This is a genomic window from Thermoanaerobacter siderophilus SR4 (assembly GCF_000262445.1).
GTDB classification, from domain to species: Bacteria; Bacillota; Thermoanaerobacteria; order Thermoanaerobacterales; family Thermoanaerobacteraceae; genus Thermoanaerobacter; species Thermoanaerobacter ethanolicus.
The window spans coordinates 514,225-527,783 of sequence record NZ_CM001486.1 but is presented as its reverse complement, the minus strand read 5'-3'; the positions used below and the strand labels follow the sequence as shown (position 1 = coordinate 527,783).

The 13,559-nt window shown below is 32.6% G+C and carries 11 protein-coding genes and 1 pseudogene; 10 read left to right on the top strand and 2 right to left on the bottom strand.

Annotation, left to right across the window (positions count from 1 at the left end):
- Positions 1 to 13: 13 nt before the first annotated feature.
- From galE to THESIDRAFT1_RS15065, 10 genes and pseudogenes are all read left to right on the top strand, one after another.
- A complete protein-coding gene (gene galE, locus THESIDRAFT1_RS02540) occupies positions 14 to 1,003 on the top strand; it encodes a UDP-glucose 4-epimerase GalE (RefSeq protein ID WP_006569446.1) in 990 nt (329 codons plus the stop codon).
- Positions 1,004 to 1,017: 14 nt separating this feature from the next.
- Positions 1,018 to 2,207 (top strand): annotated as a pseudogene (galR, locus tag THESIDRAFT1_RS02535) (transcriptional regulator GalR).
- 91 nt (positions 2,208 to 2,298) lie between these two features.
- Positions 2,299 to 3,204, top strand: coding sequence for a TTE1925 family mutarotase (locus THESIDRAFT1_RS02530; protein ID WP_006569444.1), 906 nt, complete (start codon positions 2,299 to 2,301; stop codon positions 3,202 to 3,204).
- 480 nt (positions 3,205 to 3,684) lie between these two features.
- Positions 3,685 to 5,010 carry an ABC transporter substrate-binding protein gene (locus tag THESIDRAFT1_RS02525; RefSeq protein WP_006569443.1) on the top strand — a complete coding sequence of 442 codons (1,326 nt, stop codon included), beginning with the start codon at positions 3,685 to 3,687 and terminating at the stop codon, positions 5,008 to 5,010.
- 87 nt (positions 5,011 to 5,097) lie between these two features.
- Positions 5,098 to 6,033 carry a carbohydrate ABC transporter permease gene (locus THESIDRAFT1_RS02520; protein ID WP_006569442.1) on the top strand — a complete coding sequence of 312 codons (936 nt, stop codon included), beginning with the start codon at positions 5,098 to 5,100 and terminating at the stop codon, positions 6,031 to 6,033.
- Positions 6,030 to 6,848 (top strand): carbohydrate ABC transporter permease, encoded by an 819-nt coding sequence (locus THESIDRAFT1_RS02515; protein WP_006569441.1) that lies wholly within the window; start codon positions 6,030 to 6,032, stop codon positions 6,846 to 6,848. Before THESIDRAFT1_RS02520 ends, THESIDRAFT1_RS02515 begins: the two co-directional genes overlap by 4 nt.
- Positions 6,849 to 6,942: 94 nt before the next feature.
- On the top strand, positions 6,943 to 9,144 hold the full coding sequence (locus tag THESIDRAFT1_RS02510; RefSeq protein ID WP_006569440.1) for an alpha-galactosidase: 2,202 nt from the start codon (positions 6,943 to 6,945) through the stop codon (positions 9,142 to 9,144).
- A complete protein-coding gene (locus THESIDRAFT1_RS02505; RefSeq protein WP_006569439.1) occupies positions 9,137 to 11,374 on the top strand; it encodes a glycoside hydrolase family 2 TIM barrel-domain containing protein in 2,238 nt (745 codons plus the stop codon). The genes THESIDRAFT1_RS02510 and THESIDRAFT1_RS02505 overlap by 8 nt, the downstream gene beginning before the upstream one ends.
- Positions 11,375 to 11,601: 227 nt before the next feature.
- Positions 11,602 to 12,291 (top strand): GNAT family N-acetyltransferase, encoded by a 690-nt coding sequence (locus tag THESIDRAFT1_RS02500; protein ID WP_006569438.1) that lies wholly within the window; start codon positions 11,602 to 11,604, stop codon positions 12,289 to 12,291.
- Between the two features lie 37 nt (positions 12,292 to 12,328).
- On the top strand, positions 12,329 to 12,571 hold the full coding sequence (locus THESIDRAFT1_RS15065) for a B-box zinc finger protein (protein WP_083837413.1): 243 nt from the start codon (positions 12,329 to 12,331) through the stop codon (positions 12,569 to 12,571).
- Positions 12,572 to 12,687: 116 nt separating this feature from the next.
- On the opposite strand, the gene THESIDRAFT1_RS02495 is transcribed toward THESIDRAFT1_RS15065, so the two are convergent.
- Together THESIDRAFT1_RS02495 and THESIDRAFT1_RS02490 are read right to left on the bottom strand one after the other, a co-directional pair.
- Entirely contained in the window at positions 12,688 to 12,921 is a 234-nt protein-coding gene (locus THESIDRAFT1_RS02495; protein WP_006569436.1) for a type II toxin-antitoxin system MqsA family antitoxin, read from the bottom strand.
- 2 nt (positions 12,922 to 12,923) lie between these two features.
- On the bottom strand, positions 12,924 to 13,172 hold the full coding sequence (locus THESIDRAFT1_RS02490; protein ID WP_244262788.1) for a DUF4258 domain-containing protein: 249 nt from the start codon (positions 13,170 to 13,172) through the stop codon (positions 12,924 to 12,926).
- Positions 13,173 to 13,559: the final 387 nt, after the last annotated feature.

Here is a 13,559-nt window from a genome sequence, read left to right as displayed (position 1 = left end):
AGGAGGTAAAAATATGGCGGTTTTAGTATGCGGTGGTGCAGGTTATATTGGAAGCCACACAGTTGCAGCACTTTTAAGGAGAAATGAAGAAGTTGTCGTTGTAGATAACCTCATCACAGGGCATAAGGAATCTGTTTTGGGAGGAAAACTGTATATAGGTGATTTAGGGGATGAAGCTTTTTTAGACAAGGTATTTATAGAAAATGAAATTGAAGCGGTAATTGATTTTGCAGCTTTTTCACTTGTGGGAGAAAGTGTAGAGGAGCCATTTAAATATTATGAAAACAACGTATGCGGGACATTGAGCCTTTTAAAAGCGATGAAGAAACACAATGTCAACAAAATCGTGTTTTCTTCAACAGCTGCAACATATGGAGAACCAGAGAGAATTCCAATAGAAGAGGAAGATACAACTAATCCCACAAGCCCTTATGGTGAGACAAAGCTTGCCGTTGAAAAGATGTTAAAATGGGCAGACAATGCTTATGGAATCAAATACGTCGCTTTGCGATATTTTAACGTTGCAGGGGCTATTGAAACAGGCGAGATTGGAGAGGACCATTCGCCTGAGACGCACCTTATACCGATTATACTTCAGGTTGCACTTGGCAAAAGAGAAAAGATAATGATTTATGGTGATGATTATCCTACTAAAGATGGGACATGTATAAGAGATTATATTCACGTGATGGACTTAGCTGATGCACATATACTTGCGTTGGATAAGTTGAGAAAAGACAATAATAGCGCAATTTATAACCTGGGAAATGGAGAAGGTTTTAGTGTAAAGGAAGTGATAGAAGTTGCAAGAAAAGTGACAGGGCATCCTATTCCAGCAGAAGTTGCTGGGCGCCGTCCGGGAGACCCTGCAGTACTTGTGGCATCTTCCAAAAAGGCAATAGAAGAGTTAGGTTGGGTGCCAAAACATTCATCTTTAAAAGAAATAATTGAAAGTGCTTGGATGTGGCACAAAAATCATCCAAATGGCTTTAAGAGAGGGTAAAGGAAGGGGTATAAATGGAAAACTTAATACCAGTCAGCTACAAATTGTTAAAAGGAATGAACGAATCAGTTATATTAAATATCATAAGAAAAATGGGACCTATTTCAAGAGCGGATATTGCCAAAGAGACAAATTTAACGCCGCCGACGGTGACTAATATTGTAAATAAACTCATTGCGGAAAATATTGTAATGGAATACAAAGTTGGCGAATCAAATGGTGGAAGGCCTCCTGTACTTATCAAATTAAATCCTGATTTTATGAGTATTATTGTCATTCATATAAGCACCTACAACTTACATCAATATACTCTTGATGCAGAACTTAAAACAAAAAGAAAGAGAAGAATTCTATTAGAGGTTTAAAGCAAGAAGAAGTTTTAGAGTTGTTGACATCTGTTCTTAATAAAGCAATAAAAGAATCTCCACAAAATGTATCGGGGATAGGAATTGTGGTTAGAGGACCTGTAAAAATGAAAGAAGGTATATCTGTATTTGCACCTAATATTGGGTGGAGAAATGTGCCTTTAAAATCAATTGTAGAAGAAAAATTTGGTGTACCTACCTATGTTATAAATGACGTGCGAGCTATGGCTTTAGGAGAATTTCATATGGGCAAAGCAAAAGATGTTGAAAATATGATATTTTTAAAGGTTGGCTATGGGATAGGTTCAGCAATACTTATAAATGGCAGGATATATACTGGAGCCAGTGACGGTGCGGGTGAAATAGGGCATACAACTATTGATGTAGCAGGGCCACAATGTAGTTGCGGCAATTACGGTTGCTTTGAAGCGTTGGCTTCAGAAAAAGCCTTAGTGAATTTAGTTGTTAAATCTATTAAAGAGGGTATGGATTCTATTGTGTATCAAATGGCAGAAGGGATGTTAGACAGTGTTACTCCTGAGATGATATACGAGGCAGCAAAACTAAACGATAAATTAGCAGTCAATGCTTTAAAAACTATAGGAAGATATTTAGGAATAGGTATAGCCAATACAATAAATACATTTAACCCAGAGCTCATTTTGATAGGGGGAGGGATTGTGCAGGCACGTGAGCTTATTGAAGATATCATTATAGAAACTGCTAAAAAGCGCACTTTTGAGAATTCATTTTCTTCCTGCAGAATAGCTTTTGCTGAATTAGGTGATGATGCTACACTCATCGGCGCTGCCAATATGGTCATGGATGAAGTATTGTAACCCCTCTCTGTCATTCTGAGCGCAGCGAAGAATCTTACCTACTGAGGTAATGAAAAAAATAAAAAATTATGCAGAAAGGAATGAGAATAGTATGGCAATAAAAATTGACAAAATAAACTTTTTAGGGTGGGAAAATAGTATAAAACTGTCCAATGGCATTATTGATGTTGTGGCTACAACTGATATAGGCCCAAGAATTGTAAGGTTTGGATTTGAAAATGATGTAAACGAATTTAATTTGGACCCTAAAACTATTGGCTTAAAAGGAGGTGACGAATACAGATATTATGGCGGCCATAGACTGTGGCATAGCCCTGAAGACAGAAAGAGGACATATATACCAGACAATGATGAAGTTGATTGGCATGAAATAGAAAACGGTGTGAGACTTATTCAAAAGCCAGAAAAATGGGTTAACACACAAAAGCAAATCGATATAATATTAAATCCTGATGAGAGTAGAGTAAGGCTTGTACACAGGATAACTAATCTTGGAGCATGGCCTATTGAGCTTTCAGCATGGACAATAACAGTATTAAACACAGAAGGTATAGAAATAATTCCTCAACCAAATAAAGACACAGATTTACTTCCAAATAGGCAAATTGTACTCTGGCCTTATTCTAAAATGAATGATAAAAGGGTGTATTGGGGAGAAAAATATATTGCACTGAAACAAGATCCTAATAACAAAGCTCCCTTTAAGTTAGGAATTAACAATCAAGAAGGTTGGGCTGCTTACGCAAGAGGAGGACATCTTTTTGTAAAAAGGTATTATCCACAGCACGACACAACATATCCTGACTTTGGCGTATCTTTTGAAACATATACAAACGATTGGATGCTTGAAATAGAAACATTAAGTCCATTTACAAAATTACAACCCGGTGAAACTGTTGAGCATGTTGAAGAATGGGAGCTTTACAATAATGTAAATGTAAAAGATATAGATGAAGGTGCATTTGATGAGGTTGTAGAAAAGTATTGCAGGAAGTAAATTTTTGGTTGCAAAAAGTTTATAAAAATTTTTAATAAATTACGCTTTCGAAGAAGGAATTTTTGAATTCATGTCGAATATATAATATAGGAGTTAGTTAAAATAAAAAATAAAGTTACGAGATTATAATTACTAAATTAGTTAAATTAGTAAAAAAATAAGTGTTTTGAAACTAAAATAAACGTTTTAACAAATTTAGAAATAAACCAAATCCGAATATTAAAGAAAAATATTTTATAAAGTTTTTAAGTAATACAAACACCAGAAAAGAGTATAAAATTTTCTTAAAATATTATTAATTAAATTTTTTAATAAATATCTTTTCTATAAAATTCGATAACGTTAACAGATATCTTTAAGAATTTATACTTTAGGTAATCTCAAAATATTTTATAAAGAAAGGAGAGTGATATTACCAAGGAACTTGTTAAACAAAAAATTTTACTTTAAAAAATTTAATTGAAAGGGGAAATTTGATTTATGCGAAAATTGATTGCTTATATTATTTCAATCGTTTTTGTACTTTCATTATTACTAACAGGATGTGGAAACACTAGCAATTCTTCTTCCTCAAATAATAGTCCACAACAAAATACCTTGTCAACATCTGGCACAAAAAAAATTACAGTATGGGCTTGGGATCCTAATTTTAATATTGCTATAATGAATGATGCAAAAGCAATTTACACTAAAGAACATCCTGATGTGCAAATTGATGTTGTAGAAATGGCAAAAGGCGATTTGGAACAAAAATTAAATACAGTACTTGCTTCAGGGGTTAAAGAAGGTTTGCCTGATATAGTGTTAATAGAAGATTATAATGCACAGAAATACCTGCAAGCATATCCAGGCGCATTTGCGGATTTAACAGATAAAATTGATTATAGCAAATTTGCAAAATATAAAGTTGAACTCATGACTCTTAATGGGAAAATTTACGGTGTTCCATTTGATTCAGGAGTAGCTGGATTTTTCTACAGAAGAGATATATTAGAGCAAGCAGGATATAAGGCGCAAGATTTAAATAATATAACATGGGATCAATTTATAGAAATAGGCAAAAAAGTGAAAGAGAAAACAGGAAAATATATGCTTGGTTTTGATCCTGCCGATGGTGGGTTAATGAGAATAATGCTTCAGTCTGCTGGAGAATGGTATTTTGACAAAGATGGGAAACCTAATTTTACAAATAATCCTGCATTAAAAGAAGCAGTAATAACCTACAAAAAGTTACTAGATTCGGGTATAGTAAAAAAGGTAAGTGGATGGAATGAATGGGTTGCTGCGTTTAACAAAGGAGATACAGCTGCAGTTGTTACGGGCGTTTGGATTATTGGCTCAATTAAAGCGGAATCAAGCCAAAGTGGAAAATGGGGACTTGCTCCCGTGCCACGTTTAAACATTAGTAGCTCAGTTAATGCTTCAAATCTTGGAGGTTCAAGCTGGTATGTGATTAATAGTTCTAAAAATAAAGATGTCGCAATAGATTTTCTTAAAGAAATATATGCAGGAAATAACGATTTTTACCAAAAAATACTTGTAGAACGAGGAGCATTTGCTACTTATTTGCCTGCTCAGACAGGAAATGCTTACTCTGCACCTGATCCATTTTTCGGTAATCAAAAAATATATTCAGATTTATCGGAATATATGAAAAAAATTCCTCCAGTAAATTATGGTGTATACACATATGAAGCAGATTCAGCAATCATGGGTATAATGCCGAATGTATATTCAGGAAAAATATCTGTGGATGATGCTTTGAAAAAGGCAGAAGAACAATTGAAAAATCAGATTAACCAATAAATAATTACCTAGATTTAAAAATGGAATGAGGAATAGCAATTAGCTTTAATTGCTATTCCTCGGATTAAATAAGGGGTGAAATAATTTATGGTTGGAAATGAAGCACAAACTTCGTTAAAAAGCAAAAATGTTAGTTATGAAAGAATTTTAAACAGATATGGATGGGGCTTTACATTTTTCGCATTAATATTGCTTATAACTTTTCTATTTTATCCAATAATTTATTCTTTATATCTTTCAACTATGTCTTCTAAAGGTATTGTACAAAAATTTGTTGGATTAAATAATTATATAAGACTTTTTAATGACCAAATGTTTTTGATAGCTTTAAAGAATACTTTTACCTTTTTAGTAATACAAGTACCAATAATGCTTTTTTTGGCATTAGTGCTTGCGGCTATTCTTAATGACAAGAGTATTAAATTTCGAGGCATTTTTAGAACAGGTATATTTTTACCAGCAGTCACTTCACTTGTGGCATATGCAGTTTTATTTAAAATGATGTTTAGCTTAGATGGATTTATAAATACAACTCTCATGAATTTTCATATAATACAGAAACCCATTCCATGGTTATTAGATCCTTTTTGGGCAAAGGTTACACTTATTATAGCAATGACTTGGCGATGGACTGGATATAATATGGTATTTTATTTATCTGGATTGCAAAATATTCCATATGATTTATATGAATCGGCAGAAATAGATGGAGCAAATAAAATACAACAATTCTTTTATATAACTCTTCCAATGCTTAAACCCATTATCATTTTTACAACTATTATGTCTACAATAGGAACTTTACAATTGTTTGATGAACCTATGAATCTTTCAAGTGGTGGTGTAACTGCTTCTAGTATAGGGCCAGGAAATTCTTTACTTACGTTATCTGTGTATATTTATAATCTGGCATTTAAATATATGCCTAATTTTGGATATGCTGCTGCAGTCTCTTATGTTATAGTATTCTTTGCAGCAATATTAACTATTATTCAATTTAGAGTGGCAGGTGAAAAAGATTGAATTTTAAGAAAATTTTGTCCAGAGTCTTAGTTTATACTTTTTTGATTGCTATATTTGTTATTTCAGTTTTTCCTTTTTATTGGATGATAGTTGGGATGACTAATAGTGCAGTAGATGTGATAAAGGGGAAAATGACTTTTGGTAATCAATTAGTTAATAATTTCATGACTCTTAACACATCATACAATTTAAGTAGAATACTATTTAATTCCATAAAAATTTCTATGTTAACAGTAATGGGAACTTTGATAGTGGCGTCTATGGCGGCATATGGCTTTGAGATGTATAGATCAAAAACTCGTGAAAGAATTTATGGTGTGATACTTTTATCAATGATGGTGCCTTTTGCAGCGCTTATGATCCCTTTATTTAGATTAATTGTAGAACTCAAACTTTTAAATACTCATGCAGGAGTAATTCTCCCAAGTATTGCATCGATATTTATAATATTTTTCTTTAGACAAAGTTTTAAATCTTTTCCTAAAGAAATTATAGAAGCAGCACGAGTTGATGGAGCAGGAGAATTGAGGACGTTTTTCTCTATTGTAGTTCCATCGATGAAATCCACATATGCAGCAGCAGCAATTTTCTCTTTCACAACAAGTTGGAATTCGTATTTGTGGCCGCTTGTTGTATTGCAAACCGATAACCAAAAAACAATTACACTTTTAATTTCGAATTTAGCATCTGCATATTTCCCTGAATATGGAGTTATTATGACAACAATTGTAATAGCTACTTTACCTACAATCATTATGTTTTTTGCACTACAAAAATACTTTGTACAAGGTATGACTGGAGCTGTTAAACAGTAAATTTATTATGAAATTTAAAGTATTCTTCATTAACTTGTAATGTATAAAAAATAATAGAGTTAAACTTTTAGGCAATATTATAGGAGGACTTACTATGTCTATTTATTTTAATGATAAAACAAAAACTTTTTACCTAACTGCCAAAGATACAAATTATGTAATTTATGTTTTAAAAAATGGCGCTGTTTTACATGCATATTTTGGCAAAATAATAAAGACTCCTAATATATACCATTTATTAAAATTACCCCATATAAGTATAGGTAATGATATTATTAACTTTGGGAATCAGTTAATGCTAGATTTTTTGCCACAAGAATACCCTGCATATGGTAATACTGATTTTAGGAGTCCTGCATATCAAATTCAGCTTGAAAACGGTTCTACTGTTTCTGATCTAAGGTACTTATCTCACAAAATCTATAAAGGTAAGCCTAAATTAGAAAGGCTTCCGGCTACTTATGTTGAAAATGAAGATGAAGCTGATACTCTTGAGTTAGAATTGTATGATAAAGTAGCTAATTTAAAGGTAACTTTAATTTATACAGCATTTAGGGATTATGATGTTATAACAAGGTCAGTGAGATTTGAAAACATGGGAAAAGAAGACATAAAATTGTTAAGAGCTTTGTCTATGAATGTTGATTTTAATGATAGTAATTTTGACATGCTTCAATTGTCAGGAGCTTGGGCGAGAGAAAGACATGTTATAAGAAGACCGCTTGTACCAGGAGTCCAGTCTATTGAAAGTAGAAGAGGTGCAAGCAGCCATCAGCAAAATCCTTTTATAGCCCTTTTAAGGAAAGATGCTGATGAATGGCATGGAGATGTGTATGGATTTAGCCTTGTTTACAGTGGCAATTTCTTGGCACAAGTAGAAGTAGATCAATATAATATGGCAAGAGTTTCTGTGGGAATCAATCCATTTGATTTTTCATGGCTTCTAAAGCCAGGTGAAACATTTCAAACACCAGAAGTTGTTATGGTTTATTCGGATAGCGGCTTAAATAAAATGTCAAATACCTATCACAAACTGTACAGAAATAGACTTATGAGAAGTAAATTTAAGGACAAAGAAAGACCAATTCTTATAAACAACTGGGAAGCCACTTATTTTGATTTTACCGAAGAAAAACTTAAAGAACTTGCTAAAGAAGCAAAGGAATTGGGAATTGAACTTTTTGTTCTTGATGATGGATGGTTTGGAAAGAGAAATTCTGACAATTCTTCACTGGGAGATTGGTTTCTAAATAAAGAAAAGATTCCAAGTGGTTTGGATGGTCTTGCAAAAGACATAAACTCTTTAGGTTTAAAATTTGGATTATGGATGGAACCAGAAATGGTTTCTCCTGATAGTGACCTATATAGAAAGCATCCTGATTGGTGTATACATGTACCTGATAGGCCGAGAAGTGAAAGCAGAAATCAACTTGTGTTAGACTTGTCGCGAAAAGATGTACAAGATTATATTATAAAAGTAGTGTCAGATATTTTGGAAAGCGCCGATATAAGTTATGTAAAATGGGATATGAACAGAAATATGACAGAGATAGGATCTGCACTTTTGCCGCCAGAGAGGCAAAGAGAGACTGCTCACAGATATATTCTTGGACTTTACAGAATATTAGAAGAAATAACGACAAGGTTTCCTGATGTTTTGTTTGAAAGTTGTGCTGGTGGTGGTGGTCGTTTCGACCCTGGAATGCTTTATTACATGCCACAGACTTGGACCAGTGATGATACAGATGCAATTGAAAGACTTAAAATACAGTATGGTACAAGTATAGTTTATCCTCTTATTTCAATGGGAAGCCACATATCTGCTGTACCAAATCATCAAGTTTACAGAATTACGCCGTTAAAAATACGTGCACATGTAGCAATGTCAGCTAATTTTGGCTTTGAACTTGATTTGACAAAATTGAGCAGTGAAGAAAAAGAGGAAATAAAGAAATATGTTGAAAAGTATAAAGAGATTAGGAAACTGGTGCAATTTGGAGATTTTTATCGATTGTTAAGTCCCTTTGAAGGGAATGAAACTGCTTGGTTGATTGTTTCTGAGGATAAAAGAGAATTTTTGCTCTATTATTTTAGAGTTTTGGGAGGAGCAAATGAACCTATTAAAAGACTTCGTCTAAAAGGAATAAATCCAGATTTTAATTATGTTTTAGAAGATGATGGTAGTGCATATAGTGGTGATGAACTTATGTATGCAGGGATAGTAATTCCAGAACTTAAAGGGGACTTTCAGAGCATTATGATGCATTTTAAGGAGGAGAGTATTAAGAATGGGTAGAGAGGTATTGAATTTTAATGTAGATTGGCTATATATTCCTGAAGACTTAAATGATGCATATAAATTTGATTTTGATGAGAGCAATTTTGAAGTTGTTAGTCTTCCTCATGCAAACAAAACATTTCCTCACCACTATTTTAAAGAGGAAGACTATAGGTTTGTTTCATGGTACAGAAAACATTTTAAAGTAGATGAGAGATACAAAGGGAAAAAGGTTTACATTCATTTTGAAGGTATTATGACTGTTGCGAAGGTTTATGTAAATGGCGAATTCGTAGGAGAACATAAAGGAGGATATACCCCTTTTGAATTTGACATTACAGAATATGTCAAATATAGCGATTTTGAAAATTTGATTGCTGTACAAGTGGATTCAAGAGAACATAAAGATATTCCTCCAGAAGGGTTTCTTGTAGATTACATGTTGTTTGGTGGAATATACAGAAATGTATGGCTGAAAATTTTAAATGATACCCATATAAAAGATGTATATTTTGTCGTTGATAAATTGCAAGATTCTGTTGCTGAAATTTCAATTACTACAACCCTGGAAGGTGAAGGAATAAACAATGGGAAACTGTTAATAGAGATTATAGATAAAGAAGGAATTGTATGTGCATCAGCCGTTACAGATGTTAAAGACATGCAAAAGGAGATTGTACAGCAAATAAAGATGGAGAATCCATTAACTTGGCATCCAGATCATCCGTATTTATATAATGTGTCTGTAAAACTTATTGCAGAGAATGAAATTTTAGATAATTATACTTTTAGAACAGGAATAAGGACTGTGCATTTTGGAGATGATGGCAAATTTTATATTAATGGTGAACCTTTAAAATTAAGAGGGTTAAACAGGCATCAGACTTTTCCTTATGTTGGCGGTGCTATGCCGGATAGGGTACAAAGAAAAGATGCAGATATACTAAAGTATGAATTGGGATTAAATTATGTTAGAACGTCACATTATCCACAGGCTGTTTCATTTTTGGATAGATGTGATGAGATAGGCTTGCTAGTTTTTGAAGAGATACCTGGATGGCAGCATATAGGCGATGAAAATTGGAAGAACATTGCAAAAGAGAATTTAAAAGAAATGATTTTAAGAGATAGAAATCATCCTTGTATATTTATGTGGGGTGTGCGAATAAATGAGTCTTTAGATGACCACGATTTTTATAAAGAAATGAATGAAATAGCTCATAAATTAGACAGGAGTAGACCAACAGGTGGTGTTAGATATTTAAGAGATAGTGAAAAACTTGAGGATGTATTTACATATAACGACTTTATATACAATTTAGAAGGCAAGATACAACTTCCAAACCACAAAAAGTATATGGTAACAGAATATATGGGCCATATGTATCCAACAAAATCATATGATAATCTCAATCGTCTTATTACTCATGCAAGATTGCATGCTCTTATCCAAGACAAACAATATGGGATACCAAACATGGCTGGTGCGTCAGGATGGTGTGCATTTGATTATAATACCACAAGTGCTTTTGGTTCAGGAGATAATATATGCTATCATGGAGTCTGTGATATATTTAGACTTCCAAAGTTTGCAGCTCATTTTTACAGAAGTCAAGCCGACCCGCACTTATATGGACCCTATGTGTTTATAGCTTCGTACTTAATACCATCATTTGAAGAAGAGAACGGCGATAAATTGCTTGTATTTAGCAATTGCGAAGAAGTAGAACTTTATATAAACGATAAGTTTGTAATGAAGCAAATGCCTAATAGAGTTGACTTTCCAAGTCTGCCCTATCCGCCATTCGAATTTTCATTAAATCAACTGGGAGTTAACTATATGGATATGGCGATAAAAGCTAATGATGTTTCTATTACTGCAGTAGGTTTAATAAATGGTAAAGAAGTAGCAAGGCATACATTAAGGACATATGGGAAGCCCGAAAAATTAATTCTCTCTTGTGATGATAATGAGATTATGGCAGATGGCTCCGATTGTACAAGGGTTGTTATAAGTGTTGTAGATAAAAATGGATCTATTCTTCCTTATGCTAATATACCAGTATCATTTGAAATAGAAGGTGAAGGAAAGCTGATTGGAGAAAATCCATTGACATTAGAAGCAGGAAGAGGAGCAGTTTATGTGAAATCAACACGAAAGCCAGGAGAAATAATTTTAAAAGCTAAATCTCATTATGTAGAGGGAGAAAACAGTATATCTATAAAAACTAAATCAATAGGATATTAGAGCCCACCCTTTGCGGTGGGTTTCTTAATTCTAGTAAGTAAGCTTGTGAAATTTTTTTATTTTTATTTATTATTTGTATCTTTTAGTTTCAAGATACATTAAACACACACTTATTGATTATACCAATCTTATATAGACTTTACTTCTTAAAAGTGCAAAAATGCTTATCATGAAAAACTTTTTATGGTAAAATTAAATAAAAATATTGTGGGAGGAAATTTTAGAAGATGAGTGGCAGAAAGATTGTTTCAATTAATAAAGGGAAAGAAAATGGGGAAAACTTTTTCAAAGCTATACAATTTATGATATCGACGGATAGGGAAAATATATGGGTTTACACAGATGAAGATGTTAAAGGGTGGTATAAAAGTTTAGAGTATGATCGAAAATATGCTATGCATGTGACAGTTGAATTGATTGGTTATAAAGATGAAGAAGTAGATGAAGGAAAAGGCGTTAAAATAGGGGAGATCTATGGGACATATCTTGTCCCTCAACTTTACTTGGAGGAATGTTCTTTTATTGAGTTATGTGATTGTATTTCTGGTGATCTTTTAGAAGTTGCTGAAAATATTGTGGATAAAAATGGATGCATTAAAGATAGTATATGCGACTTTGACGATGGACTATTTTATATTGATAGATTTTATATAAAACCCGAATATAGGAGAAAAGGGATAGGAAGCTTTGCAATTGAGTTTTTGCCTTATATTTTGGAATATACTTTAAATGTCTCTATAGGAGCATTGACTATAATACCAAATGCAGGAAAAGATGATTATTTTGAGAATCAAAAAGAAACTAAAAAATTAGTAGAATTTGCTAATAAACATGGATTTAAAAAGATAAGAAATAGCAATGTTATGTATAAAAAGATATTTAAAGATAATTTTTTTGGAGAGGAAGAATTGTTATGAAAGGGACTTGCTATTTTTGTAAGAAGGAATTTGAAAGATCTTAAATGTTGAGACATTTGCTCCGATTTACTATTGTGATAATTGTCAGGAAAAAGCTGAATATTTTTGCTATGAATGTGGAGAATTTTTGTGTGAAAATTGCGTAGAAGAACATTTATATCATGAGGAAATGATAGAGAAAATTGCGAATGGGATTGCAAATTCTCCTCGCAATGGTGTTTGTGGATATGGCTTTCAAGATATGTCTTCTATGATGAAAAAATATTTACCTACGGAGTAGATGCTGAAATATGGTTTAATCATATAATCATATTTAAATTTAGTTAAAAATTTTAAGACTGCTAGTACCCCCACTTTTTGTTGTATATAAAAAGTGGGGGTTGTGCTCATTTATATTTATCCTTCCTTATATTCAAATACAGGAACTTCAATAATTTTTTCTGGTACTGCTTCATAAAAATATTCATCAAGCTTTAGCATAGTTTCTGCATCAAAATATTTTTCTCCACATTCTTTACACACCCATGCTGGAACATTTTCTACAACAATAAGTTTTCCATTAATCCATTTTTCGAGTGTAACTTTTGTTTTCATTAGTTCTTCACAACCACACTTAAAACATTTATTCATAATTACTTACCTCCTCTCGTTCTCTCGTCTATCCATTTGGGCGGTTCGGGAAGATAAACTGTTATAATTACTAAATTATCATTCATTAAACCACACACTGTGTGAATAGGAATGTTGTCTTTTTTACCTAAAATTAGACAACTAGCACCACGTGGATCTTCTGGATATGTTTCTATAATTTCACCATTTAAAATTGAAACTAAAACATCAGATATTTTTAGGTTTCTCTCAATTAATCTGTCTAGAGCCATGTTCACTTAAAAACCATTGGCCTTTCAAGATTAACTTTTTTATAGTTTTTATATTCAAGTTCTCCATGTGATATACTCCTTTTATTCTATTATATCAAAACAAATAGGTTTTAATGATATAGCGTTAATTTTAATTAATAGTGTAAAATTTAAGTAGGTGATTAAGCAGGGAAAAGGAGTACATGAAGTTACTCCAGAAGTATCAAAAAAGATTTTTGAATGGGTATAAGAAAAGCGGATGCAAAATACCCCACTTTTGTATTAATTATAAAGTGGGGTTACAACTTGAACGTTAAAGAAATATTTTACACATTAAGTTCTTCTGGCTTACGTTTTAATATAAATTTTAATATGATGTAGTAAATATTCCTATCATAACTTAAGTTC